The organism is Akkermansia biwaensis, from assembly GCF_026072915.1.
In the GTDB taxonomy this organism is placed as follows: domain Bacteria; phylum Verrucomicrobiota; class Verrucomicrobiia; order Verrucomicrobiales; family Akkermansiaceae; genus Akkermansia; species Akkermansia biwaensis.
In genome coordinates, this window is sequence record NZ_AP025943.1 from 111,293 (window position 1) to 137,287 (window position 25,995).

Here is a 25,995-nt window from a genome sequence, read left to right on the forward strand (position 1 = left end):
CGGAGCGGGGCTTTTCCCTACAGTTCGTAATAGGTATAGCCATTCAGCCCGGAACGGAATACTTCCAGGGCGCGGCGGCGTTCGGACGGCGTGATTTTTCCGGAAGCTACGGCCTGTTCCGCAAAAATGCGGAACTTGTTGACGAGTTCCTTGGGATCGTATTCCACGTAGGAAAGCACGTCCGCCACCGTATCTCCCTCCACCTCATGCGTGTACACGGGGCGGCCGCCTTCCAAGTGCACGCCGACGACGTTCGTGTCCCCCAGCAGGTTGTGCAAGTCCCCCAGGGTCTCCTGATAGGCTCCCACCAGGAACACGCCGATGTAGTAGTCTTCCTCGCCGGGCTTGATGGCGTGCAGGGGAAGGGCCGTGGCCACGTCTTCGCGGTCAATGAAATGGTCGATCTTCCCGTCGCAGTCGCACGTGATGTCCGCCAGCACGGCCTTGTTCGTGGGCCGCTCGTTCAGGCGGTGAAGAGGCATGACCGGGAAAAGCTGGCGGATGGCCCAGGAATCCGGCAGGGACTGGAACAGGGAAAAATTGCCGTAATAGAAATCCACCATGGAGCAGGAAAGCTCCCGGAGGTCTTCCGGAATGGTTTCCATCTCCGCCAGCATCCGGGAAATGCGGCTGAGGATGTGCCAGTAATACGCCTCTCCCAGCCCGCGTTCCCGCAGGGTGGCGTTTCCGTAAAAGAACTGGGCCCGGAGCTGGTCCCGGTAATAACAGGCGTCATTGTAGCATTCCTGCATGTTTTTCCGGGCCAGGGTCCTGTCCGTGTCCGCAAAGGCCTTGAGCAGTTCGGGCGCGTTTTCCGGCAGTTCCGGGGGCGGTTCCTCCCCCGGGGCGCTGGTTACGTCCAGCACGTTGAACACCAACACGGAATAATAGGCCACCACCGCGCGGCCGGATTCCGTCACCAGCGTGGGGTGCGGAACCTCGTATTTGGTGCACATGTCCCCCACCACTTCCACCACGTCGCGGGCAAACTCCGCAATGGAATAGTTGCAGGAGGAATGGAAGTTGGTCTTGGAGCCGTCGTAATCCACGGCCAGGCCGCCGCCCATGTCCAGCGTGCCCAGCGGAGCCCCTTCCCTGACCAGGTCCACGTAAATGCGGGCGGCTTCCGTCAATCCCTCGCGCACCACGGAAATATTCGGAATCTGGGAACCCTGGTGGTAATGGAGCAGCTTCAGGCAATCCAGGGCCTCCATCTGCTTGAGCTTGTCCACCACGTCCAGCACCTGGGCCGCGTTCAGGCCGAAGACGGATTTGTCCCCGGCGGATTCATGCCACAGGCCGGACCCCTTGGCCGCCAGCTTCACGCGGAGGCCCAGATTGGGGCGGATGTCCATCTTTTTGGCGCGGGCGAAGATGGCATCCAGTTCTGAAGGCATCTCCAGCACGATGAAAATGTTCAGCCCCATCTTCTGGGCCGTCAGGGCCAGGTCGATGAACTCGTCGTCCTTGTACCCGTTGCAGATCAGGTAGGCGTTCGGGTTGTGCATGTGCGCCATGGCCGCAATCAGTTCCGGCTTGGAGCCGGCCTCCAGCCCATAGTCGTACTTGGTGCCGTATTCCGCGATCTCCTCCACTACCTGGCGCTGCTGGTTCACCTTGATGGGGTAAACGCCCTGGTAATGGCCCTGGTAATCCGCCTCCTTGATCGCCTTGCGGAAACTTTCGTTCAGTTCCGCAATGCGGCTGCGCAACAGGTCGCGGAAGCGGAACAGGACGGGAACGGTCGTGCCGCGCTCGTTCAGCCCTTCCAGCAGGTCGCACAGGCTGATGTCCTTCTTGCCGCCGTCTTCATCATTCAGGCGGACGGTCACCTCCCCCTTCTTGCTGATCCGGAAATAGCCGTTGCCCCAGTCGTCAATGCCGTACAAATCTGCGGAATCATGATGGCTCCACCCCCGGACTTTCTGTTTAATGCCTTCTTTAGCTGCTGCCATGTCAATAGGTCTGGTCAAATGTTTCAGCCCAGGCGGGCTTCAAAATCCTCGTAGGAAAAACGGCGCACCGTCTCCACGGAGCCGTCGTGCTTCTGCACGGCTATGTCCGGATGGCGCACGCCGTTGAAAAAGGTGGTCTTCACCATCGTGTAATGGGCCATGTCGTCAAACACAAGCTCGTCTCCCGGAGAAAGGGACTCCGCAAAGGAATAATCCCCCAGGCGGTCCCCGGCCAGGCACGTCGGCGCCCCCAGGCGGTAGGCGAAGGGCCCTTCACCCGGCTCCCCGGCCACGGCATAGCTTTCCCCCTCCATCACGACGGCGGGCTGCTGTCCGGACCGCAGGGAGGGGTCTTTCAAAATCTGAAACACATCCGGCCTGTAGGGCATTTCCAGCGTGTCCGGCATGTGGGCGGACGCGGAAACGTCCAGAATGGCGTGTTCCACCCCCTCGGAGGAAAAAACGTCCAGCACCCGGCAGCGCAGCACGCCGGAATGGATGGCGACCGCCTCCCCCGGCTCCAGCCATACGTCCACGCCGTAGCGGGAGCGGATGCCGCGCACCAGGTTCGCCAGCAGTTCCCGGTTGTAGCCGGGCTTGGTGATCCAGTGGCCGCCGCCCATGTTCAGCCAGGTGATCTCCGGCCGGGACAGGATGGAGCCGAAGTACTGTTCCACGGCTTCCAACGTATCCGCCAGGTCCTCCGCGCTCTGCTCGCACAGGGTATGGAAGTGAAGCCCGGAAATTCCGGACAGGTCCGCGCCCCGCATCAGCTCCGGCGTCACACCCAGACGGGAGCCGGGCGCGCAGGGATCGTAAAGGGGCGTATGGCCCGTGGAAAATTTGGGATTGATGCGCAGGCCGCACTTCAGTTCCCCGGACAGGAAGCGGGGATGCGCCGTCACCTCCTTCCGGAAGCGGTTCCACTGGGTCAGGCTGTTGAAATCAAGGTGGTCGGAAATCTCCGCCAGTTCCGCAATCTCCTCCGGGGCGTACGCGGGAGAATAGGTCAGCACATGCTTGCCGAACCTGCGCCGGGCCAGAAGGGCCTCCCACAGTCCGGACGCGCAGCAGCCGTCCAGCAGGGGGCGCAGGTCCTCAAAACAGGGCCAGGTGGAAAACCCCTTCAGAGCCAGCACGACCCGGCACCCCGCGGCATCCGCTACCTCCCTGAGGATGCGGGCGTTGCGTTCCAATGCTGGCTGGCTGACGATAAAGGCGGACATGAAGCAACGACAACCTAAGCGATCTGCAACTATTTGCGAGAAAAATTTTAGTAATTTCCCATCATACCTCCAATTTAAGATATACCAAAGACTTCCGGCCCAGGCGGCACGTTTCTCCAGCAAGCGGAACCGTAAAAAAACGCCATAAAACGGCACAACCCGCATTCTTTTCCTTGAAATGGGGTGGATTTTCCTCTTTTATAACACAACCATTGCGATTGCCATGACTAACATTCATCCCTTCACCACAGCAGCAGCCTGCATCCTGACCGCAGGGACAGCGCTCTTCACCAGCTCTTGCCAACCTACCTCTCCCGAGAGCTACGCCCGCCAGTTCGCCACCGCGCAGAACGTATCCGTGCACGGGTACAACGGCCGCGAAACGCTGACCAGCAGAGTATATGCGGACTGGGGCGGCATGCCGGCCAACGCGCGCCGGGCCATGACGGAATACATCAAGGGAGCCGAATGGAAAAAGGCCGATTACATCCGGCCGCAGTACTTCGTCCAGGTGGACCGCTCCTTCTGGGCCATCTGCACGGACAACGACGGCAACCTCGCAGGCATCATTCCCTTCCGTAACGGCAAGGACGCGCGCAAGATTTCCGTCAACAACCACTTCAACATGCTGGTCAACACCACGGACAAGGCTCCGGCCCTGGGCTACGCCATCCTGAAGAACCTGGCCTATGCCGACGGACTGCGCGTCAGCACCCGCAAGGCTGACGGCCTGACCACCCCCATCCCGGCGCCTCCCGCCGTCAAAGTAGTCGTTCCGCCCAAGGAAGCCGCTCCGGCAGCCCCTGCCGGCAAACCTGCCGCCGCTCCGCCGGCCGCTAATGCCGATGTCAATACGGATGTGGAAGATGCCGACAACGCGGCGGAAACGCCTTCCGACGACGCCACGGCAACCGACACGGAAGATACTACCGCCACGGATACTCCGGCTGCGGACAATGCCGCCGAAGGAGACGCCCCCGCTGCGGACGCTCCCGCCGACGACTTTTAAGACAGCCGTCCCGCCGGGAAATCATCCCTGAACAGGCACTTTGCATCAACAGCCCCGCCCGGTTTTCCGGAGCGGGGCTGTTTCCTATCCCCCCGAACGGGGATAAAACACGGCACGGAGACGAGCCTCCGGATGAAATCCGGAAGCGGAAGTACAATATCCGGGGAAAAACCGCCATTCCATCCGCATGAAAAACGGCATGTCCTCCCAACCCGCTGCCGGAGATCGGAAAACATGCCGCGTATAGTATAAAGCGGATATGGCTCTCTCTATGCAACAACGCCGGAGAAGCACCAAGACCAGGATTACTTCACCTGGTCAGGCCACGGCACTGACGTGCCCTCGGCAACTCCCAGGGAATTTCCTTTCTTGTAAGTGGGCATCAGAGCCTTCCTCTCCCGGAGCAGCCTGCCCATCATGGAAGCCATCTCCTTCACTTTCTTCGGTTCCGCGGAAGCCAGGTTATTCTTTTCGCTAATATCCTTCCGCAGATTGTACAATTCAAAACTCTGGTCCACGTGACGGTAAATCAACTTCCAGTCACCACGCCGCAGTGCGGTGGAAGCGCCGTACTGCGTTGCCTGGCGGCTGCCTTCCCCCCAGTTGTTGGGCTGGTGGAACAAAAGGGGACGGTCGGCGGGGAATTGCGCCCCTTTCAGCAGGGGCACCAGGCTGAGGCCGTCCAGCTTCTGCGGTGTTTTCAAATTCCTGCATCCCGCCATATCGAGCAGCGTTGGCAGAAAATCGTCAATAATGACCGGCACGGAGCACCGGGCACCTCCCTTGGTGACTCCCGGCCAGGAAATAATCATCGGCTCACGGATGCCGCCCTCCATGCACCCTCCTTTGCCGAAGGAAAGCGGATAATTGGAATCCACGTTGCCAAGCCTTCCGGAGATGGCCAGCCCCCCGTTGTCAGACATGAACACTAACACCGTATTTTTATCCAGATTGTTGTCCTTCAAGTATTTCATGATGTCCCCCAGGCTCTTGTCCATCCCTTCGATCAGGCCGGAGTAATGTTTTTCCCTCGGCGACCACGCGTGACCGTCCTGCGGGTCTTTATAGGCATCCGCAAACCTCTTGTCATACGCGCGTTCATCCAGCGGGGAATGAAGGGCATACTGGGCCAGGTACAGATAGAAGGGCTTTCCCGCTTCCTTGGGATTGTTCCTGATGGCCTCCAGCCTCTTGATGGCCTCCTGGGTCAGCGCCTCCGTCAGGAACACGTCGTCCTGGTAATAATTATTTTCATCCAGTCCGCGCACATGGTTGAAACCCTTTCCGTAATGCTTGGAGCCGCGATAATCCGCCGGATGTCCGATTTCCGTACCGGCAATATTGTAGTCAAACCCCATGTTCAGCGGGTTGGAGCCTGGCGTTCCCTGCGTGCCGAAATGGGCCTTCCCGCAGTGCACGGTCACATAGCCGCACTTTTTCAGCAGCTGGGGCAGCGTGATTGCCGTGGCGAAGGGACGGGTCATGTTGTAGTGCATGTCCTCTCCGGAAATGGGGCGCTTCGTCACTCCCTTGGCGGGCGTTCCGACTGGCTGAAGACCGTTGAGGGCCCAGTCCGGCGGCTGGAGATTCTTGCTATTCTGGTCTGTCGTCTGGTTTTGCTGCCTGACCCAGTTGGTAACCCGGTGGCGGCTCGGATTCATGCCGGACATCAGGCTTACGCGCGACGGCGTGCAGAGGGGGTGCGCATACGCATCCGTAAACGTCATGCCCTGGGCGGCCAGTTTCTCCATGTTCGGCGTCCGGTAGCGCTTGTTCAGGAAAGTCTTGACCGGCTGGCCCTTTTCATCCGTCCAGAACGGCACGGACGTATCCTGCCATCCCATGTCATCCACCAGGAAAACAATGATATTGGGCTTTTTTCCGGAAACGGCATGGGAGGAATTCTGGGCCGACGCCCCTGCAAGCAGGGAGAGTACGCCGCAGGCGGCGGAGAGGAAACAGACTGTGAACTTCATGATTTTTTAGTTAATAACGTCAGGACAAACCTTTCAATTTTAAAATACGCATCCTGCGTCTCTGGTCTTTCTTTTTTTCCGGAAAAAGGGATTGATCCTCTGAAAGGTCCGGAAACGCCTGATGTCGCCGGGGTTTAGACTTGATCGCCCCCCGGTCGGAGTATACATTCCTCCGCATCATGTCCGAGCGCAAGAAACCATATCCTTTTGACGTCTTTGAACCCAAATGGCAGCAGATCTGGGACGAACGGAAGACCTTCAAAACAGGCAACCCCGGGGACGAGGGATTTGACGCTTCCCGGCCCAAGTGCTACGTGCTGGACATGTTCCCCTACCCCAGCGGCGCGGGCCTCCATGTGGGACATCCGGAAGGATACACCGCCACGGACATTGTGGCGCGCTTCAAGCGCATGAACGGCTTCAACGTGCTTCACCCCATGGGCTGGGACTCCTTCGGCCTTCCCGCGGAGCAATACGCCATCAAGACCGGGCAGCATCCGGCCATCACCACCTTCCGGAACATTGACAACTTCCGCCGCCAGCTCAAGATGCTGGGCTTCTCCTATGACTGGGACCGGGAAATCGCCACGACGGACCATGAATACGTGCGCTGGACCCAGTGGATCTTTCTCCGTCTTTACAACTCCTACTACAACAGGGAACTGAAAAAGGCGCGCCCCGTCTCCGAACTGGAGGCCCAGGGCCTCACCCGCGAGGAAATCGACCAGCGACGCCTGGCCTACGTGGCGGAAGTGGCCGTGAACTGGTCCCCGGACCTGGGCACTGTGCTCGCCAATGAGGAAGTGGAGGAATGGAAAGCCAAGGGCCACCACGTGGAACGCCGCCCGCTGCGCCAGTGGATGCTGCGCATCACGGACTATGCCGAACGCCTGATTGACGAACTGGAGCCCCTGGACTGGCCGGAATCCATCAAGCTACTCCAGCGCAACTGGATAGGCAAGTCGGAAGGGGCGGAAGTGGACTTTGAGCTGGGCGGGGAAACCATCACCGTTTACACCACGAGGCCGGACACCCTCTTCGGCGCCACCTACATGGTCCTTTCCCCGGAACACCCGCTGGTGGACGCCGTCACCACACCGGAACGGAAAGAAGCCGTGGAGCAGTACCGCGCCCAGTGCGCCTCCAAGAGCGATCTGGAACGCACGGACCTTTCCAAGGAAAAAACGGGCGTCTTCACCGGCGCGCATGCCGTGAACCCGGTCAACGGAGAGCAGATTCCCGTCTGGATTGCGGACTATGTGCTGATGGGCTACGGAACCGGAGCCATCATGGCCGTTCCCGCCCACGACGAACGCGACTTCGAATTTGCCGGGGTATTCGGCCTTCCGGTCCTCCAGGTGGTGCAACCGCCCACCGAAGATACCGACTGGCGCGGCTACTGCGGATATGAGGGCACCAGCGTGAACTCCGGCTTCCTGACCGGGCTGCCCACGCCGGAGGCCAAGGAAAAAATGATCCTGTGGCTGGAAGAGCGCGGAAAGGGACGCCGCAAGGTGAACTACAAGCTGCGCGACTGGCTCTTCTCCCGCCAGCGCTACTGGGGGGAGCCCTTCCCCATCGTCTGGGAAGACGGCTGCCACCGCGCCATTCCGGAAAACGAACTTCCCCTGCTCCAGCCCGCTCTGGACGACTTCGCGCCCACGGGAGACCCCCGCGGGCCGCTGGTCAAGGCCACGGAATGGATCGCCTACACGCCCACGGCGCACCGGGAAACCAACACCATGCCCCAGTGGGCCGGCTCCTGCTGGTACTACCTGCGTTATCTGGACCCGAAAAACAACGAACGCTTCGTCAGCCGCGAGGCGGAACAATACTGGATGGGCTCCGCAGGCACGCCCGGCGGCGTGGACCTGTACGTGGGCGGCACGGAACACGCCGTGCTCCACCTGCTCTACGCCCGCTTCTGGCACAAGGTCCTCTTTGACCTGGGCTACCTCAGCACCAACGAGCCGTTCCAGAAACTCGTCAACCAGGGCCTGATCCTGGGCGAAGACGGGCAGAAAATGTCCAAGTCCCGCGGCAACGTCGTCAACCCGGACGATATCGTGCGCGAATACGGTGCGGACGCCCTGCGCCTGTATGAAATGTTCATGGGTCCGCTGAAAGACGTAAAACCCTGGGCCACCAAGGGTGTGGAAGGTATCTCCCGCTTCCTGGCCCGCGTCTGGCGCGTGGCCTTCCAGGAAAACCAGGAAGGGGAATGGGAAATCAATCCCAAGCTCGTCTCCGGAGCGCCGGAAGCCGCCGTGCTGCCCGTCCGCAAGGAACTGCACAAGACGATCAAAAAAGTGACGGACGACATTGAAAGCATGTCCTTCAACACCGCCATCGCCAAAATGATGGAATGCACCAACGCCATGACCTCCGCGGACGTAGTGGACGTGCAGGACTACGTGGCGTTCCTGACGTTGCTCAACCCGTTTGCCCCGCATATTACGGAAGAAATCCATGCACGTCTCCAGGCGGCATTCCCCGACGTGCCGGAAACGCAGCTCTGCCAGAAAAACTGGCCCGCCTGCGATGAAGCCCTGCTGGTGGAAAACACGGTGCCGATGGTCATCCAGGTCAACGGCAAGCTGCGGGACAAGCTGGAAGTGCCCAGGGACATCTCCCGGGAAGAACTGGAAAAGCTTGCCCTGGCATCTTCCAAGGTAAAAGTCTTCCTGGACGGCGTAACGGTACGAAAAGTCATCGTCGTGCCCGGCCGCCTCGTCAATATCGTAGCCAATTAATCTTACAGGAAAGGATGCCCCGATCATGACCATGATCGCCCCGTCACTGCTGGCCGCCGACTTCTCCAGAATAGGGGAAGAGGCGCGCCGCGCCTTTGAAGCAGGAGCCGACTGGCTGCACCTGGACATCATGGACGGCCACTTTGTGGACAACATCTCCTTTGGTCCTGAAATCTGCGCCGCCGTCAGAAAGGCGGTGGGACCGGACCGTTTTCTGGATGCCCACCTGATGATCGAACGGCCGGACCACTACTTTGGCCGTTTTGTCAAAGCGGGCGTCAACCTCATCTGCTTCCATGTGGAACTGGGGGATGAATACTACATCCGCAACACTCTCAAGCGCATCCGCAGGGCGGGCGTGAAAAACGGGCTGGCCGTCAATCCGGCTACTCCCTTTGAAACCCTGCTTCCGTTCCTGGGAGAAATAGACCTGCTGCTGGTCATGTCCGTGGTGCCCGGTTTCGGCGGACAATCCTTCATGCCCTCCGTCCTGGACAAGGTAGTGAAAGCCGCGGAATGGAGAGCAGACCACCAGGCATCCTTCCTGATTCAGATGGACGGCGGCATTGGCAAAAACAATGCCGACCAGTGCGCATTGGCGGGAGCGGACGTTCTGGTGGCGGGTTCCTCCACCTTCAAGGCCGCGGACATGGCCCAGGCTATTGCGGAAATGAAATAACTGCCGGAGAACCCGACATTTTCTCTCTTTTTTCCCCTCATTTCCCGTTTCTTTCCTTTCCTGCCGGGTACACAACAAAAAACCGGCATCCCTCCACGAGGAATGCCGGACTTGGTAAGACAATTGCGGAATGGCTGTCAGGCCCTGCGTCTGCGCATCAGCAGAGCTGCCAGCCCCAGAATTCCCAGGGAAGCGGTTGCGGGTTCCGGAATGGGCGCCACGGTCACTTCCGCCTTAAAGGACGGTGCCCAGTCTCCCGACTGGATGCTGGTAAACCCTGCGTTCGTATAAACATCTCCAATGGCCACTCCGTCGGCTTCCTTTCCAATCCTCAGCCGGGCAGTGACAAAATTCACGCCATCCCAGGCGGTGTCGTCCGTAATCTGTACTGTGGTGAAAGCCACGTAATAAGTCACTCCGCTATTGAGCTCCAGATTATTAAAAGAGGCACTCTGCCATGAGGCGGAGCCATCCGCCGCGCCCTCCCCTGCCATGTCGATCGTCGTAGTGGACTGGCCTACAAACGTAGTGCCGTTCTTCGTGGTGGCGGAGGAAAAAATCGTAACGTACAAGCCGTTATTGGCATCCGCCCTGTTGGTGGCCTTGGCGATATCCAGGGACTGGAGGTACACCGTTGAATTCTGGGCAATGCCGGACCCGGAGGAAACAAGCATATGGTCCAGATCAAAGGAAAAACCGTAATAGGCGCCATATCCCCCGGAAGTCAGGGTGGAAGGATCATCCTTGGTCGTCGTGCTCAGAATGGTGGCGGCCTGTGCCGTTGCCAGGGACGCCAGTATGCCGAGAATGCATAAACATTTCATAACCTTTATCTATAGGGGGTTAAATACGGAAAAATACCGCAACAAAAAGAAAATAACGGATTCCTAATCCGTTAACAACGTGAATTGTTAACGATGAATGCCTTGTTTTTTATAAAACATTGAAAATGATCACTCTAATTTGGGTCTGGTCTTTTTTAACCATCTCTCTTTGTCTATGATCTTCTTGAAGTTACACGGGCTGCAAACGGTAAAGTAAATATGCGGATTAGGAATCCGGGAATGCCGTTTCACTCCCTTTCTCATGATATCTGCCATTAAACAGACTTACCCATCATATCGCCCTGACGAGCAAACATCTCCATACCTTCTCCCGTTTTTTCCAGCAGATCGGAAGCCAGCCTGATTCTCCCCGGTTCAAAAAAGCACATCACCGTGGAGCCGCCGAACGCAAAATATCCCTTTTCCGCCCCCCTGGCGGCAAACTCTTCCGGAACATAAGTCTCTTCAATAAGTCCCACCCCGGTGGCGCCCACTTCCAGCATGGCCACCTGGCCCCAGGATTCCGACTGGACGAGCGTCAGATTCCGCTTATTCGTCCACAACCATGACAGGCTCCGGCTCAGGCAATACGGAGACACGCTGGCCAGAGGGCCGCCCATTCTCCTCCACCTGCCGGGAATTCCGGAAACGGGAAAATGGAAGCGGTGATAATCCGTAGGGCACAGGCGGGAAAGAACAACGGCGCCTTCCGCATACCGCTCCGCCAGGGAGGCATCCCCAAGCAGCGCGGGAAGATCGAAACGCTGGCCTTTCACAAAAACGCCGCTGATGCGGTCTGCCCGCTCCCAGCCCATGTGGCGGGCGTCCGCCGGGAAAACAGCCGTCTCCTCCCCTCCGGACAACGGACGCGCCCCGGCTTTCAGGCGACGGTAGAAAAAATCGTTGAAATGTTTAAACTCTCCCAGCCCTTTGAGGGACTCCTCCATGTTGATGCCGTACTCCTCCACAAAGGCGGGAATGCCTTTGGCGCTGGAAGGCCGGTTCTTCCACCACCCCATCAAGGCGGAAAACATGCCGCGCTTGACCAGAGCATGCAGGGCAAGCCTCCCGGAAGCGGTGCCGTAAATCCACTGGAGGTACTTCTCCCCCAGCACCTGTTCCTGCTCCACTCGGCCCGTATAACGGTTATAATAGCTTATGCCCTCCATGAAAGGCATAGAGTGTCGTTCCCTGCCCTTTTTGTCCAGTCGAAAGACAGCCTCCTGACGGACTAGGAACCCTTCAGCCGTTCCAAGGCATCCTCGGCGCCGAATGACAGACTGCCTGCCGCACGTTCATACCATTCCCGTGCAAGGTTCAAGTCCTGCGGTACTCCGTTACCGTGTTCATAACAGGCGCCCAGCAGGTACTGGGCATCTGCCTCGTCCCCTTCCTCCGCCGCTTTTCTCAGCCAATGCATGAATAAAGCGTCATTCTTCTCCACCAGCCCCCATTCCCGGTATTCCAGAGCCAGCGCAAACATGGCCTCCGGCTCCTCCTGTTCCGCGGCGCGCTGAAGCCAGAGCAGAGCCTTGGCGTCATCTTTCTGCACAGCCAACCCTTCTCTGAAACACTCGTACAGGCAAAAGGCGGCGTCCCTGTCTCCGGCATTGGCCTCCCGATTCAATCCGGGAAGCGCCTTGTGAAACCACTCATCCGCCAATACGGCATCCCTGGAAACGCCATTTCCCTTCTGGTACATGCGTCCCGCCTGAAACTGGGAATACGCATCGCCCGACTCAGCCTTCCGGATAATGCTCCCCCATAACTCCTTCAACGATCTGTCCACCTTCCTGAGCTGCCACTTGGAATACAGCCACAGCGCTCCCCCTGCCAGAAGTACCAGAAAGAGGGGACTCCACTCCAAAAGATCTTTCAACCAATCCTTTTGCATACCGTACTCATATCACTCTTTTCCCTCCTTCCTGTCCATCACAAACTGCAAGTATGCAACATATAACAGCGTCCCCGCGTTGCAATCCACACACTCGTGAGGGTGCGACGAATCCCTCATTGACGCACGTACCGAATACGTGACGGTTTCAATCCACGCACCCGTGAGGGTGCGACTCATTTTTGACTCTTAGTTCCCCCTATCTAGAAGTTTCAATCCACGCACCCGTGAGGGTGCGACCGTGGCAGACCCCAGGAAGCGCCAGGCATCCCTCGTTTCAATCCACGCACCCGTGAGGGTGCGACGTCGTAGGGCAACAATGCGCGGGTGGTCTTAACGTTTCAATCCACGCACCCGTGAGGGTGCGACCGGCAGAGAGTGATTGTGGACCGCTCATGCCTGGTTTCAATCCACGCACCCGTGAGGGTGCGACACAATTTTTGGGTGTCTCTAATTGACGCCCGGAGTTTCAATCCACGCACCCGTGAGGGTGCGACCACCTGGCCCCGGAGATATGGATGACCTGGACCGGGTTTCAATCCACGCACCCGTGAGGGTGCGACAGATCGTGGAGGACAAAATCAACGACCTGAAGAAGTTTCAATCCACGCACCCGTGAGGGTGCGACGGCCTGAAGCGCAGGGATTGAAAGTCAGAGGTCCCAATGGCGTTTTGCGCCAACCTGTTCAATCATCCTGCGCCTTGCAGGTCGTAATGATGAGTGGTTCGTTTGTCAATCTTCGAGCCTCAATGACTTACAGAGTGCGCCAGTTTCCCGGCGATTTTCTGTGAGCTTGGGGTTGGCGCAAGGGGGCCGCAGCAGAAAGGACATGCACGAATTGTTTCATGTTCCTGCCATGACCGCTTTGTGCACAGTCAGGTGGTATGCCGACATGCTAGCCATTCCCTGGGGGAACGTCCAGAAGCTTCTTCGAACACCACCGTCATTCCCGGCTTGTCTTTCATCCGTATTCCCGGTTCATTTTTCCAGGACAGTCCCGGCATTTGTCCACAGAGTTTTCAAGGGTGAGTTCCGCTTTTTTTCCGGCCTCCATTTTTCATTCCCGCCCATTTGTTAGTTTCTTTTCCGCCAACATGAAACGGGGCCGCCCTCAAGGGCGGCCCCGTCTTGAATGATGGTGAACGGGAAATGTTTTTCGCCCTACAGGGCGGTCGGGATTTCCTTGCCGAGTTCGGACGCTTTTTTGGCAGTACCGTCGCCGGCGATGCGTTCCAGGATCACGTCCTTGTAACTCATGCCGCCCAGAATCATCGGCAGAACATGCACGTCATGGGGAACCATCACGTCCAGAACGTATGCCTCCGGGGATTCAATCATGCGGGTGATTGCTGCGGGAAGTTCCTCAATGCGGAGCACACGCTCGCATTTGACGCCGAACCCGGCGCAGATGAGCGGATAATTCGGGTAGATGATATCTTCCGTCTTGTGGGTGGGGTCGTAGTCGTCGTGCGGGTCCGCCAGGAAGGTCTGCGCGCGGTTGGAGTCGTACTTCAGGTCTTCCCACTGTACTACCATGCCCAGATGCTGGTTGTTCAGGATGATGCATTTGACGGGCATACGCTCCACGTGGATGGTCGCCAGCTCCTGAATGTTCATGAGCATGGAGCCATCTCCGTCTATGTTGACGACCAGCTTGTCCGGATAGGCTAGGCAGGCGCCCATGGCGGCGGGGAGGCCGTAACCCATGGTGCCCAGGCCGCCGGACGTGGCCAGGCGGCGGGGCTTGTCAAATTTGAAGAACTGGGCGGCGAACATCTGGTGCTGGCCCACGCCGGTGCAGATGATGGGGTCCTTGTCCGCCGTCTGGCGGTAGAGTTCCTCAATCACGGACTGCGGAGCGATGTAGCCCTTGCGGTCTTCATAGGAGAAGGGGTACTGTTCCTTCCAGCCTTCGATCGTCTTGAACCATTCCGGCGTACGGGTGAAGCCGGAGGATTTGCGTTCCCACCCCTTCCCTGCCAGGGCCGCGTTGAGAACGCCGAGGGCGTCCTTCACATTGGCGCGGATGGGATGGGCGACTTTTTTGTTTTTGTTGATCTCGCACGCGTCAATGTCAATGTGGACGATAGTGGAGTCCGGACAGAACATGCTGACGGCTCCCGTCACACGGTCGTCAAAGCGTGCGGCCAGGGCGATGACCAGGTCCGCTTCATTCACGGCATTGTTGGCAAACACGGCTCCGTGCATGCCCAGCCAGCGGAGGGAGAGCGGGTGAGTTTCCGGCATGGCCCCGATGCCCATCAGGGTAGTTGCCACGGGAATCTGGGTGCGTTCCGCGAATTCCAGCAGGTCCGCGGAGGCTTCCGCGGTGATGATGCCGCCGCCGGCATAGATGACGGGACGGCTGGCGTTTTCAATGAGGGGGATGAGGGCTTCCAGCTCTTCCGCGGGAACGGGCAGCACCGGGTTGTAGCCGGGGAGGTCCATTTCCATGTCGAAGTCCGGAGTGAAGACGGCTTCCTGCACGTCCTTGGGCATGTCAATCACCACAGGGCCGGGACGGCCCGTGGAAGCGATGTAAAAGGCTTCCTTCATGATGCGGGGCAGTTCTTCCGGTTCCGTGACCAGGTAACTGTGCTTCACGATGGGGGCGGTCATGCCGAACACGTCCGTTTCCTGGAAGGCTCCGCGGCCGATCAGGGAGCGCATGACCTGCGCGGTGATGGCCACCAGGGGCGTGGAGTCCAGATAGGCGTCCGCAATGGAGGTGATCATGTTGGTGGCGCCGGGGCCGGAAGTGGAGATACAGACGCCCACCTTGCCCGTAACACGGCCGTAGCCTTCCGCTCCAAACGCGCCGCCCTGTTCGTGGCGGGGGAGGATGGTCCGGATTTTGGGCTGATGGCTCAGGGCCTGGTGAATCGGCATGCTGGCGCCGCCGGGATAGGCAAAGACGACGTCTACACCTTCACGCACGAGGCATTCCACGAGCACTTCGGCTCCTGTCATGCGGGTTTTCGTTGGGGCGGATGATGTTTTGTCGTTTGTACTCATGTGCAAATAATATTTTTATTTGTTGCGTAGGAAAAGAGGTTCTAGCGCATTCCGCGCGCAATGTGAAGCCTTTTCATCGAAAAGTCAGAGGCGTGCCGCCTGCGGGAATACGCCGGGAAAAGATGCCGCAGCACAGGCGCGGAGGACAATATCAGGAGAGGGACGTCCTGCGCACCCGCACGCAGTCCATGCCTGCGGCGGCAGCCGCGGCAATGCCCGGAACGGCGTCTTCAAATACCACGCAGCGGGAGGGGGCGGCCCCCAACCGTTCCGCGGCCAGCAGGAACATGTCCGGAGCCGGTTTGCCGTGTTCCACGTCCTCAGGGGTTAAAATCACGTCGAACAGTCCCGTCAATCCGGCGGCGGCCAGGGTGCGGCGCGCGCCGGGAATGGCGCTGCCCGTGGCAATAGCCTTGGGGGCATCCCCCAGGGAGTGCACGAATTCCAGCACTTCCCCGATGGGCTGCATGCCTTCCTGCTCCAGCATTTCCAGATAAATGCGGCGCTTGTCCGCCGCGGTGGATTCCGCATCCAGCACCAGTCCGTAGCGTTCATTCAGGAAGTACACCACGTCATTGGCGGATTTTCCGCCGCAGGAGTAGAATTCATCCTCCCGGAAGACGGATTCGGGAGCTCCTGCGCGGGCCAGGGCCTTGCGCCATGCCTTGTAGTGGAGGGGCATGCTGTCCACAAGAGTGCCGTCCAGGTCAAAAATATATCCTTCATATTTTTTCTCAGGCAAATCCACGCGCTTGTTCATGACGGCGCTTATGATGCCACACCTCCGTTTTCCGGTAAAGCCCGCAGTCTGACCGCATGCGGCCGGAATGGCTTAAAAAATACATCCGAAGCTTGACATTTTATCCTGTTATTCTAATGTTTCTGCCACCTCGAAACGAAAACCGAACCTTTTTTCGAACATGGCCAATACCAAATCCGCACTCAAGCGCATCCGTCAGACCGCAACCCGCACCGCCCGCAACCGCGCCACGACTTCCAAGCTGAAAACTCTCCGCAAGAAGATTTCCACCGCTGTTGAAACGGCTGACAAGGAAGCCGCCGCCGCCGCTTACAACACGTTTTCCTCCGCAGTTGACAAGGCCGCCAAGGTAGGCACCATCCCCGCCAACCGCGCCGCCAACTACAAGAGCAAGGCCGCCAAGGCCATCGCAAAAATCGCCTAAGTTTTCACTTCGGTTTTCTGTCGATCTTATGGCAAGCCGCTCTGTTTATCTGAGCGGCTTGTTTTTATTATGACTCCCATGCAGCAATCCCGCCTGGATAAAGCCAAACTGATCATCGACCGCCCCGCGGATTTCAAGGTCTGCGAAGCCTGCGGCTCCATCGTATCCGAAACCACTGCGGCATGCCCCAACTGCAACGCCTACCGCTTTGACGCCAATCCGGATTACGTCGTGGAACAGGCCGTGCTGCTTGCCTCCCGCGAGCAGCGTTCCGTCACGCCGGAAGATCTGGAAAAGTAGGACTTTCGCCGCCCGGCCTTCCTTCCGGGCCGCCATTCCGCCTCAACAGTTTTTTCAGGAGCTTCCCCTTCCGGGGCAGGCTCCTTTTTCATCTCTCCGTGCAGGAACGGCAGGCCGTTTCTATTTGCGGAGGTCTGCAATGCGCAGGATAGTTGCCTCAATCAGGTTGGCCGGGCACGAGGCTCCCGCCGTAATGCCCACTTTCAGGGATTTGCCCAGATTCTGCACTACGGGTTCCGTGGTCATTCTCCGGACTTCCCGCGTTTCCGTATCAAAGGCGTCCACATACTGGATGGATTTGATGCTTTCAGCGGATTCAATGAAGTAGGTGGGAACGTGTTTCCTGGCGATGTCCACCAGATGCGTGGTATTGGAGCTATTGTAGCCGCCCACCACAAACATCACGTCCAAGGGGTTTTTCAAGAGATCGTACAGCGCGTCCTGACGGTCCTGGGTAGCGCCGCAAATGGTGTCGAACACATAGAAGTTGTCGTCGTCGCCGTCGCGCTGGACGATGGCGTCCCTGATCATTTTCTGGAGCGTCTGGGTTTCCGTCTTGAGCATGGTCGTCTGGTTGGCGATGCCCACTTCCTCCAGATCGCGGTCCGGGTCAAATCCGGGGGAACAGCAGCCTTCAAACCGTTTCATGAAGGCTTCCCGGCTGCCTTTGCCGAGGATGTAGTCGCATACGGCGGCGGCATCCTCCAGGTCATAAACCACCAGGTATTTTCCCCTGCCCTTTTCACCCAGGGCGCGGGAAGCCGTCGCGCTGGTTTCCTCATGGGTGGCTTTGCCGTGAATGATGGAGGTGATGCCCATGGAGGCGTAGTTTTTCACCCTTTTCCACACTTTCATGACGTCTCCGCAGGTCGTATCCACGATCTGGACTCCCTTTTCCTCCAGCGCGTCCATGAAGGAGGTGGGAACGCCGAAGGCGGGAACGATCACCACGTCGTCCGCGACAATTTGATCATAAGAGGCGTCCAGATGCTTCCAGGGAAGTTTTTTAATGCCCTTCCCCTCCAGCTGGCGGTTTACCTCCGGATTGTGGATGATGTCGCCGATCAGGTAAATCTGCCGGTCCGGGAAGACCTTGCGCGCCGCATAGGCGATGTCGATGGCGCGGCGGACGCCGTTGCAGAATCCGAATTCCCTGGCCAGGAAGAATTCCGTATGGCCCAGGTTGTACACATTGCCCGCGGCGCGGATGTGGGAAATCAGTTCGCTCTGGTAATGCTGCTGGATTTCCTTCTCCACCAGTTCCATCACCTCGGCGCGTCTCACGTTCACTCTGGCTTTGCGGGTTGAGTCCTGATTCATGCTCACAGCTTCCACACTTTCCTTCTTTCGTCAAGACAATCACAGCTTGCCAAGCCGGGCTTTTCACGGTATGCACAAGCCCATGCTGCTGGCCCTAGCCCCGATGAAAGACGTCACGGACCTGGCTTTTATCAAGACGTTGAACGACTTGAATTCCCTGCCGGATTATTTCATTACGGAGTATTTCAGAACGGTGGCCCATCACAAAAAGATGGACCCGTACATCATGCGCTCCATAGACGAAAACCCGACCGGGCGCCCCATTTACGGCCAGCTGGTGGGCCAGGAGCCGGAGCACCTGGTCCGGGATGCCCTGAATCTGATGAACCACGCCTGCGCCGGGGTGGACCTGAACATGGGCTGCCCCGCCCCCATCGTGTGCAGGCGGGGCGCCGGAGGCGGCATGCTGCGCTCCCTTCGGGCCATGGATTCCGCCCTGGGAGCGCTCCGGGACTCCCTTCCCGCCGGAGGCTTTTCCGTCAAATGCCGCCTGGGCTACGAGACCCCGGACGAGTTTGAACGCATTCTCCCCGTGATCGCCCGGCACGCACCGGACCGGGTATGCATTCATGCCCGCACCGTGCGGGAGGGCTACCGTTCCCCCGTGCATCCGGAGTGGGTCAAATGGGCGGTGGAAACGCTGAAATGCCCGGTCATCGCCAACGGGAATATCGTGGACACGCAGACGGCGGAGGCGTGGGTGAGGCTGGCGGCTCCGGCCGGCCTGATGGCAGGCAGGACCGCCCTGCGCAATCCGTGGATTTTTTCCCAGCTGCGCGCCCACTTCCGGGGGGAAGCCGCAACCGCCCCCACGTTCCGGGACCTCCTCCGCTACATCCGCAGCCTGTACAAACACACGCTGGAAATGCAGGACCATTACGTGGAGGAAAAACACATCCACCGGATGAAAAAGTATCTGGTCTATACCGCCCGGGGCCTTCCGGAAGAGTTTGACCACCACATGAAACGGGCCAAAACCTCGCGCGATTTCATGCACATCTGCGAGGAGATTCTGGACAATGATACCCCCTTCCCGTCCACCCCTCCGGAAGATACCCACCTGTTCGCCCATTTCAACGCTCTTCTCACTCAAGAGAAGGCTTGTCTCCCCGCCGGAATTCAGCTATGAATGACGACGTTCATGAATCCGCTGCCGCATGTCTTTCTGCTGGGCGTGACTGCCGCCCTTTGCTCCGCTCATGATTCCGTCACCCAGGGCATGGAGTTTTTACGCGCCTACATGCCGGAACAGGACAAGCCGGTGATTACGGAAGAGCGACTGAAGAGAGAGGTCAGGCTGGCCCTGGACGTCCGCAGCCGCTTCCCTTGGGCGGGCAAGGTTCCCTGGGAAGTTTACGAGAACGACGTGCTGCCTTACGCCGTGGTCAACGAACCGCGCGACGAATGGAGGGAGCAGTTCCGCAACCTTTTCGCTCCGCTCGTCTCCTCCTGCAAAACGGGGCGGGAAGCCGCCCTCACCGTAGCCGCCTGCATCCAGAAGACGCTGCACGTGAAATATTCCACGGAGAGGAGAGTCCCCCACCAAGGTGTGAAGGAGTCTCTGGAGTCCGGCAAGGTTTCCTGCACCGGGCAGAGCATTTTGCTCATTTGCGCCCTGCGCTCCATCGGCATTCCGGCCCGCATGGCGGGCGTGGTCACCTGGAACCACGTCCGGGGCAACCACAACTGGGTGGAAGCCTGGTGCGACGGAGAATGGCGGATGCTGGAGTACAATGAAAAGGATTTCAACACGCCCTGGGTCATGTCCGCCATCAGCATGCTGGACCCCCGGAAGCCGGAGAACGCCATTTACGCCACATCCTGGAAGAAGAAGACGGAAGGAATGTTTTTCCCCCTGGTCTGGGAGGCCCGCTACGACAGGAAAAGGAACGCGCTGGAGTTTCCCCCTGAAAGCCGGATTGTCCCCGCCGTCAACATCACCAAACGCTACATGAAGCTGGCTTCCTCCTGGGCGGCTTCCCAGCCGGAATATGTTCCCGGCAGCAAGCTGATGCTGGACATCACGGAGGATGAGGGAGGCAAACGCCGGAGACTGCCCCTCCATGTTTCCCTCAAGACGGAAGAAGGGATAGTTCTGGCGGAAGGCGTCACACCCGGTCCGTCCGACGACATGCGGAAGTTTCTGGAAATTACGCTGCCGGAGAAAGTGAGCCGGGGCATGCTGGAATTCCTCCTTCCTGACGGAACCGTGCGCAGGGAGGCCATCACGCATACGGAGGCTCCGGTGCAGATTCTGAATCTTTCCGCAAGTCTCCGATGAAGATTCCCCTGTTCTTCAACAACACGGCGCGGAGCGCCAGGGCGGGACGCTTCCGCCGGTGGCTGAAGAGATATGGCTCCGTTTTCGACGTCATGGAGCCGGAAAGCAGCGAGGATATGCTGAACCGCCTGGCTGCTCAGGCGCGTTCCGGGGCGCCCGCCGTAGCCGTGGCGGGCGGCGACGGCACGCTGAGGCTGGCGGCCCGCGCCCTCTGCAATACGGATACGGCCCTGGCCCTCTTCCCTGCGGGAACGGCCAACGTTTTTTCCCGTGAAATGGGATTCCGACAGAATTTCCACCACGCCCTGCACGTGCTGAAAACGGGCCGGACCAGGGAGGTCGATTTGTTTGCCTTCAACGGGCAACCTTTTCTTCAAATGGCGGGCATCGGAGCGGACGGACGCTCCGTGGAGCTGACGACATGGGAGATGAAGAAGAAGTGGAAGGCCTTCGCTTACGTAATCGCAGGAGCCAGGGCTTTCACGGAACGGCAGCCGCTCCTGACCCTGACGACGGATGACGGCAGGGTGCTGGAGGGGCGCTCCATCATCTTCGGCAACGGCCGGAGGTACGGCGGCCCCATGAAACTGTTTGCGGAGGCAAATAATGAAGACGGCCTTTTGGATGCCGTGGTTTTCAAGCATGCGGCTCCTTCCATCATCAGAGAAAGCCTGCTGGCACTCGTTCACGGAGGGTTTCATTCCCTGCGCTACGGCGGTTTTGAATATGTGCGGATGACGGAAGGACAAGTTGCCGCCATCGGCCACGCGGCCTGTGAACTGGATGGAGATTATGCGGGAGACGCCCCCGTGCAAATCACGCGCGCCGGCAAACTCAAAGTTTTCGCTCCGTAAAGACCCCCACCGGGAGGAAAAATCCGCTCCGGCCCATTCACCCGTACCGGGAAAACGCGTTTCACGCCGCCCTACCAGGGCAGGAAGCGCGAGAACGTATCCAGAATATGGGAATAGTGAAGAACATGGTTTTCCGGCACGCCGAAGAATATCAGAATGATGACGGCATCCAGAACGGCCGCAACGGCAATCCATTTAATGAAGACAGGCAGCAGAGAGAAAGAATCATGCAGCATGATCCATTCCTGCATCACGAATGAATAGTCCGCGCCGGAATCAAAAAGGCGGAATTCCTCAGACAGTTCCTCAAAGGTCATTTCGCGGGGGCAAATGTAATTCTTGGTTTCGATTCCCACACCGCAACAATGCAGGCCGCTTCCGGCCAGAGAAGCTTCCATATAGGCGCCCTCCCCGTTGAGCAGGGAAATACGGGAGTCATGAGTAGCCATACGGTATTGGTTCAGCATTTCCTCCAGGCTGCCGCATGCCTCTCCGTTATATGAATAACGATAGGGGACTGTCACTCGTGGACTCTAATCAACCGGAAAGCGGCGTGCAAGATTTTTTTGTCCTGAATACAGGAACCCCGGCCCTTTCATCCCGTTTGGCCTGAAAAAGGCCGTGCCGACAAGCGGCACGGCCCCAAGGGAAAATAAAATCACGGAGCGTTACATGCCCATGATCTGGTAGCCTCCGTCCACGTAAATCACCTGGCCGGTGATGGCGGCGGCGCCGTCGCTGGCCAGGAATACGCCGGTAGCGCCCAGTTCCTCGCCCGTGCAGGAACGGCCCAGGGGGGCGTGTTCCTCATAAACCTTGAACATGGTGGAAAAACCGGAAACGCCGCGGGCCGCAAGCGTCTGCATGGGACCGGCGCTGATGCAGTTGACGCGGATGCCGCGGGAGCGGCCCAGGTCGTACGCCAGGTACCGGGTGCAGGCTTCCAGGGCGGCCTTGGAAACCCCCATCAGGTTGTAGTTGGGCACCACCTTTTCAGACCCCAGGTAGGACATGGCCAGAATGCTGCCGTTGTCGGACATCATCGGCTCCACAGCGCGGGAAAGCGCCACCAGGGAATACGCGGAGATATCAAGGGAAATCTTGAAGGCGTCCCGTCCCGTTTCCAGGAAACTGCCGCCGCCAAGGGCTTCCTTGGGAGCAAAGGCTACGGAATGCAGCATGCAATCCACCTTGTCCGTGTGCTTGCGGACGTTTTCAAAGAAAGCATTAATGGATTCGTCACTGCTCACGTCCAGATCATAAACGGGAGCGTCTTCACCGAAGTTTTCATGAATCAATTTGATCACGCCGTCCTTGAGGCGTTCGCCCTGGTAGTTGAAGATGAGCTTTGCGCCCGCTTCATGCCATGCCTTGGCAATCGCGAAAGCGATACTGCGCTTGTTCGCCACGCCGACTACGACACCAACTTTGCCTTCGAGTATTTTACTTGACATAATGGTAGGTGAATACTGCCCTACTTTCCCGCTTTTGACAAGAAAAACGGGCGTCACCGGAAACGGGCTACGCCCCCGTCTGCTGGCGGCAGGCCTTGACCGTGTTGGCCATCAGCATGGCGATGGTCATTGGTCCCACGCCTCCGGGAACGGGCGTGATGGCGCGGCATCTGGGCGCCACCTCGTCATAGGCCACGTCACCCACAATACGGTAGCCGCGCTTGGCGGACGCGTCTTCCACGCGGTTGATACCCACGTCGATCACGACGGCGCCGTCTTTCACGAATTCCGCCGTTACAAAGGAGGGGCGGCCTATAGCCGCAACGATGATATCCGCGGAACGGCAGAGTTCCGGCAGGTTTTTCGTGCGGGAATGGGCTACGGTCACCGTAGCGTTGGACTGCTTGGACATGAGCAGATGGGCCATCGGCTTGCCCACGATCATGCTGCGGCCGATCACCACGGCATTGGCACCCGCGGTTTCAATGCCTGCCGCTTTCAGCAGTCTGATGCAGCCCAGCGGCGTACAGGGCACAAAGCCGGATTCGTCTTCCATCACCAGCTTGGCGACGTTTTCCGGATGGAAACCGTCCACGTCCTTGGCGGGGTCTATTTCCAGCACGACGGCAGCCTCGTCAATATGGGGAGGGGGCGGGCTCTGCACCAGAATGCCGTGGATGGAGGCATCCGCATTCAGTTCCCTGATGACCTCAAGCAGTTCCTCCTGGGAGGCATCCGCAGGGAGAACGATTTTCCGGGAATGCATGCCCAGTTCTCCGCATTTCTTCACCTTGGAATTGACATATACCTGGGAAGCGGGGTCATCCCCCACCAGGACCACGGCCAGGCCCGGCGTAATCCCGGCCGCCTTGAGCCGGTCAATGTCTCCCTTAACCTCCTCCAGAACCTGGGAGGCCACTAGCTTTCCGTCGATGATTTGCATAATTTTGATTGGGTAAGTGGAGGAAAGTCCGGGACACCTTCCTGCATCATGCCGGCCAGCAGCCGACCATATTCCGCCACTTGTTCATCCGTGATGCCCGGAGGGATGAACAGCCTTTTTTTCCAGAGAATGTTCACGTTGGAACCCGGCTTCGGGATGGCGTAATGATCCCATGCCTTGTTCAGACGCCAGCAACTTTCATATTCTATGCAGACGGGAATAATGGGCAAGCCCGTTTGGGAGGCCAGCCTGATGATACCCGGCTGCACCTGGTACATGGGCCCCCGCGGACCGTCCGGAGTGAAGCAGAAGCAGATGTTTCCCTCCCGGATTTTCCGAAGCATTTCCATGTAGGCGAGAGCACCCCTGCGCCCGGAGGAACCTCTGACGGCTTCCAGGCCGAAGTATTTGCAGACGGCCTCCACCAGGGCCCCATCCTTGCTGGCGCTCGTGAGCACGCACATGTTGAGCGGCTTCTGGGCCAGGGACCAGGCGTATCCCGGCACGACGGTGCGGTTGTGCCAGAGAGCCACCAGGAAGGGCGTCGTGTATATATCGTCATGCTCCTCCTTGATGGAGCGGATATTGAGACTCATGCACAAGGGCTGCAGGAGCGACCACAGGCCCAGCCCGGCCATCTGCGTCCACCAGCGGGTCCGCTTTTCAGTCGTTTTCCGTAAATTGGGAAGGGGGGGAAGCATGAAACGGCACCAGTATTACATGAATCCGTCCACGGTAATGCGGCCGGGAGACGGAACGGGAGAAGCCGGAGAAGAACCGTCTGTCCCGCCGGACGGATAGGCGGGAGGCAGAATGCCGGATTCCGCGGCGGATTTCAATTCCTGAAGCATGCCGCCGGAATTATCCGTGGGTGAAGCCAACGTCCCGGAAACCTTCACGGGGATAACGAAGTCATGTCCGTCCTGCGTGACTCCTTTCGGAATGCGGCGGCCATTCGCCATGTAGGAGGGCAGCTTGAATACAAGCTCCCCGGATATATTGGAACCGCTGCAATGCAAGTTGCCCGTAACGCCCAGAAAGCTCTGCTCAAACAGGGATATATCCTTCAGGGAAACGGACTGGTCCGTACCGTCACTTTCCAAAACAAAGGAACCGGACGAGAATACGGGGGAGGAATACGGCAGGCCGGTTTCCATTCTGCGTTCCGTCATGGCCTTCAAAAGCTGGAACACGGGAAGGCGCATCATGGAAGCCTTGATGACGGAACCGCTGGTGCCCTGCAGGGACGGCCTTTTCTGTTCCGGTCCTACGGGGAGGGAGAAGGTCACGCTCAATTCACGCTTTTCCTCCACGGGCTGCTCGCCCATGCGCACCTTGATGAGGGAAGAGAAGCATTCCCCGACGAGCTGGGACAGGTCAAAGTTTCTGCCGGTCAGCGTCCAGTGACGGTGGCGGAAATCGTTGTCCAGGCGCATGCTGCCCGTAATCATGAAGGGGCTCAGGTCCGTAGGCTTGTTGAACATGACCCCCTTGTCCACAAAACCGGAGAAGGTGAGCTGCTTGATGCCGAAACCGTCCAGAATGACGGAGCCCGCATCCATGGCCAGCAGGGGCCACCCCTTGATTTTCAATTTTTGCTGGGAAAGGTCCAGTACGTATTCCGTGGATGCTCCGCCAGCCCTGGAAGTACGGATGTAGGCTTCCGCCGTCAGGTAAAAGGGCCCTTCGTTTTTCTCCAGGGTGAAGGGCTCCCGTTCATGGGCATAACCCACTTCCAGACGCGGAGCCGTATAGCGCTGAAAAGCGAACGGCAGTTCCTTACCGGTCCGGGGCAGCGAGAATTTGGTGTATCCCGGACGCAGGCCGATGGTGGCTTGTGACACGTTCAGGCTTTCCCCTTTCACCCTGCCCAGGAAAAGGGAAGTCGCGGAGACTTCCCCGGAGACCCCGTTCAGCGTGATGAAGGAAAGGCAGGAGTCTTCCGGGAAGGTGATCCTGATGCGGGAGGCTTTCAGGGAACGGCCGTCCATAGCCATTCCGGAAACTTCCACATCCCCCCCCCACGCAGCGGACAGTTCCTCCTGCATGCGGTTGGAAAATTCCACCGTATTGAATGAAGTGAGCCGGTACATGTACGTTCCCACCAACCCTCCGACGACAAGCAGAATCAGAATGCAGAGGCCGATCAGGAAACGCTTGTTTTTCAAGGCGGCCTTTTTGTCGTTCTGGTGTTCATCACCATAAGAGCGGCGGCGTTTTTCCACACGGATGACCTTGGAGCCGTCCGGGCGCACCACCACTTCCCTTCTCCGCTCCACGCCTTGGGAATCGGAATCATGCAGCTGGCGCATGATGTTCCCCGCACC

General features: G+C 58.6%; 22 protein-coding genes and 1 CRISPR repeat array. Of the genes, 8 read left to right on the top strand and 14 right to left on the bottom strand.

All coding sequences use genetic code 11. The annotated features are described in order from the left end of the window. Window positions 1-17: 17 nt before the first annotated feature. Both speA and nspC read right to left on the bottom strand, forming a co-directional pair. Window positions 18-1,955 (bottom strand): biosynthetic arginine decarboxylase, encoded by a 1,938-nt coding sequence (gene speA / locus OQH67_RS00405; RefSeq protein WP_215437215.1) that lies wholly within the window; start codon window positions 1,953-1,955, stop codon window positions 18-20. Window positions 1,956-1,978: 23 nt separating this feature from the next. Continuing rightward, the gene (gene nspC / locus OQH67_RS00410; protein WP_215437213.1) at window positions 1,979-3,181 is read right to left on the bottom strand and encodes a carboxynorspermidine decarboxylase; all 1,203 of its coding nucleotides are present in this window, start codon (window positions 3,179-3,181) and stop codon (window positions 1,979-1,981) included. A gap of 223 nt (window positions 3,182-3,404) precedes the next feature. Here nspC and OQH67_RS00415 point away from each other — a divergent pair, with 223 nt between their 5' ends. Continuing rightward, the gene (locus OQH67_RS00415) at window positions 3,405-4,190 is read left to right on the top strand and encodes a hypothetical protein (RefSeq protein WP_215437211.1); all 786 of its coding nucleotides are present in this window, start codon (window positions 3,405-3,407) and stop codon (window positions 4,188-4,190) included. Between the two features lie 305 nt (window positions 4,191-4,495). Here OQH67_RS00415 and OQH67_RS00420 read toward each other — a convergent pair whose 3' ends face one another. Next, window positions 4,496-6,166 (bottom strand): sulfatase, encoded by a 1,671-nt coding sequence (locus tag OQH67_RS00420; RefSeq protein WP_215437209.1) that lies wholly within the window; start codon window positions 6,164-6,166, stop codon window positions 4,496-4,498. Window positions 6,167-6,345: 179 nt separating this feature from the next. On the opposite strand from OQH67_RS00420, the gene leuS reads away from it, so the two are divergent. Then, window positions 6,346-8,919 carry a leucine--tRNA ligase gene (leuS, locus tag OQH67_RS00425; RefSeq protein WP_215437207.1) on the top strand — a complete coding sequence of 858 codons (2,574 nt, stop codon included), beginning with the start codon at window positions 6,346-6,348 and terminating at the stop codon, window positions 8,917-8,919. A gap of 25 nt (window positions 8,920-8,944) precedes the next feature. Further along, window positions 8,945-9,598 (top strand): ribulose-phosphate 3-epimerase, encoded by a 654-nt coding sequence (rpe, locus tag OQH67_RS00430; RefSeq protein ID WP_130083448.1) that lies wholly within the window; start codon window positions 8,945-8,947, stop codon window positions 9,596-9,598. 137 nt (window positions 9,599-9,735) lie between these two features. On the opposite strand, the gene OQH67_RS00435 is transcribed toward rpe, so the two are convergent. The 5 genes from OQH67_RS00435 to OQH67_RS00455 form a co-directional block, all read right to left on the bottom strand. Further along, window positions 9,736-10,422, bottom strand: coding sequence for a hypothetical protein (locus OQH67_RS00435; protein ID WP_215437205.1), 687 nt, complete (start codon window positions 10,420-10,422; stop codon window positions 9,736-9,738). A 275-nt stretch (window positions 10,423-10,697) separates the two neighbouring features. Next, window positions 10,698-11,591, bottom strand: coding sequence for a phosphatidylserine decarboxylase (locus tag OQH67_RS00440; RefSeq protein WP_215435018.1), 894 nt, complete (start codon window positions 11,589-11,591; stop codon window positions 10,698-10,700). 62 nt (window positions 11,592-11,653) lie between these two features. Beyond that, window positions 11,654-12,301, bottom strand: a complete 648-nt coding sequence (locus OQH67_RS00445; RefSeq protein WP_215459031.1) for a tetratricopeptide repeat protein — start codon at window positions 12,299-12,301, stop codon at window positions 11,654-11,656. A 93-nt stretch (window positions 12,302-12,394) separates the two neighbouring features. Further along, window positions 12,395-12,944: direct repeats of the CRISPR family, unit length 31 nt; unit sequence GTTTCAATCCACGCACCCGTGAGGGTGCGAC. Window positions 12,945-13,478: 534 nt separating this feature from the next. Next, window positions 13,479-15,287, bottom strand: a complete 1,809-nt coding sequence (gene ilvB / locus OQH67_RS00450; protein ID WP_251828288.1) for a biosynthetic-type acetolactate synthase large subunit — start codon at window positions 15,285-15,287, stop codon at window positions 13,479-13,481. A gap of 196 nt (window positions 15,288-15,483) precedes the next feature. Further along, window positions 15,484-16,092, bottom strand: coding sequence for an HAD family hydrolase (locus OQH67_RS00455; protein ID WP_215435015.1), 609 nt, complete (start codon window positions 16,090-16,092; stop codon window positions 15,484-15,486). Window positions 16,093-16,252: 160 nt separating this feature from the next. Between OQH67_RS00455 and rpsT the strand changes: the two genes are divergently transcribed. Together rpsT and OQH67_RS00465 are read left to right on the top strand one after the other, a co-directional pair. Then, entirely contained in the window at window positions 16,253-16,516 is a 264-nt protein-coding gene (rpsT, locus tag OQH67_RS00460) for a 30S ribosomal protein S20 (RefSeq protein WP_067570028.1), read from the top strand. A 69-nt stretch (window positions 16,517-16,585) separates the two neighbouring features. Further along, window positions 16,586-16,816 (top strand): hypothetical protein, encoded by a 231-nt coding sequence (locus tag OQH67_RS00465; protein ID WP_067570030.1) that lies wholly within the window; start codon window positions 16,586-16,588, stop codon window positions 16,814-16,816. Between the two features lie 120 nt (window positions 16,817-16,936). On the opposite strand, the gene OQH67_RS00470 is transcribed toward OQH67_RS00465, so the two are convergent. Next, entirely contained in the window at window positions 16,937-18,136 is a 1,200-nt protein-coding gene (locus OQH67_RS00470; RefSeq protein ID WP_067570032.1) for a 4-hydroxy-3-methylbut-2-enyl diphosphate reductase, read from the bottom strand. Between the two features lie 70 nt (window positions 18,137-18,206). Between OQH67_RS00470 and OQH67_RS00475 the strand changes: the two genes are divergently transcribed. From OQH67_RS00475 to OQH67_RS00485, 3 genes are read left to right on the top strand one after another with little or no spacing between them, the layout of a single operon-like run. After that, complete coding sequence (locus tag OQH67_RS00475) at window positions 18,207-19,265, top strand: tRNA dihydrouridine synthase (protein WP_215435014.1); 1,059 nt, start codon at window positions 18,207-18,209, stop codon at window positions 19,263-19,265. Window positions 19,266-19,277: 12 nt separating this feature from the next. Next, window positions 19,278-20,417 (top strand): transglutaminase-like domain-containing protein, encoded by a 1,140-nt coding sequence (locus OQH67_RS00480; RefSeq protein ID WP_215435013.1) that lies wholly within the window; start codon window positions 19,278-19,280, stop codon window positions 20,415-20,417. After that, window positions 20,414-21,271: a diacylglycerol/lipid kinase family protein gene (locus OQH67_RS00485; RefSeq protein ID WP_215435012.1), complete on the top strand. Its 858-nt coding sequence runs from the start codon at window positions 20,414-20,416 to the stop codon at window positions 21,269-21,271. Before OQH67_RS00480 ends, OQH67_RS00485 begins: the two co-directional genes overlap by 4 nt. A gap of 71 nt (window positions 21,272-21,342) precedes the next feature. Here the strand turns inward: OQH67_RS00485 and OQH67_RS00490 are convergent, their stop codons facing one another. From OQH67_RS00490 to OQH67_RS00510, 5 genes are all read right to left on the bottom strand, one after another. Next, complete coding sequence (locus tag OQH67_RS00490) at window positions 21,343-21,720, bottom strand: hypothetical protein (RefSeq protein ID WP_215435011.1); 378 nt, start codon at window positions 21,718-21,720, stop codon at window positions 21,343-21,345. Window positions 21,721-21,939: 219 nt separating this feature from the next. Then, entirely contained in the window at window positions 21,940-22,725 is a 786-nt protein-coding gene (locus tag OQH67_RS00495) for an enoyl-ACP reductase FabI (RefSeq protein WP_215435010.1), read from the bottom strand. 67 nt (window positions 22,726-22,792) lie between these two features. Further along, window positions 22,793-23,668, bottom strand: a complete 876-nt coding sequence (folD, locus tag OQH67_RS00500; RefSeq protein WP_067570042.1) for a bifunctional methylenetetrahydrofolate dehydrogenase/methenyltetrahydrofolate cyclohydrolase FolD — start codon at window positions 23,666-23,668, stop codon at window positions 22,793-22,795. Next, on the bottom strand, window positions 23,644-24,369 hold the full coding sequence (locus OQH67_RS00505; protein WP_215435009.1) for a lysophospholipid acyltransferase family protein: 726 nt from the start codon (window positions 24,367-24,369) through the stop codon (window positions 23,644-23,646). Before OQH67_RS00505 ends, folD begins: the two co-directional genes overlap by 25 nt. Before the next feature lie 15 nt (window positions 24,370-24,384). Further along, window positions 24,385-25,980: a hypothetical protein gene (locus OQH67_RS00510; RefSeq protein WP_215435008.1), complete on the bottom strand. Its 1,596-nt coding sequence runs from the start codon at window positions 25,978-25,980 to the stop codon at window positions 24,385-24,387. Window positions 25,981-25,995 lie beyond the last annotated feature (15 nt).